A 293-nucleotide genomic window follows, 5' to 3' on the forward strand; every position below is an offset into this window, starting at 1 on the left:
GTCGACCGCCTGGGGAGTACGGCCGCAAGGTTAAAACTCAAATGAATTGACGGGGGCCCGCACAAGCGGTGGAGCATGTGGTTTAATTCGATGCAACGCGAAGAACCTTACCTACTCTTGACATCCACGGAATTTAGCAGAGATGCTTTAGTGCCTTCGGGAACCGTGAGACAGGTGCTGCATGGCTGTCGTCAGCTCGTGTTGTGAAATGTTGGGTTAAGTCCCGCAACGAGCGCAACCCTTATCCTTTGTTGCCAGCGGGTTATGCCGGGAACTCAAAGGAGACTGCCAGT

1 rRNA gene is annotated in these 293 nt (G+C 53.6%); it reads left to right on the forward strand.

The window, feature by feature from the left end:
• Positions 1-293, forward strand: a 16S ribosomal RNA gene (locus F3J38_RS27860); the annotation flags it as partial.

The organism is Candidatus Pantoea formicae (assembly GCF_011752625.1).
Taxonomy (GTDB): domain Bacteria; phylum Pseudomonadota; class Gammaproteobacteria; order Enterobacterales; family Enterobacteriaceae; genus Pantoea; species Pantoea formicae.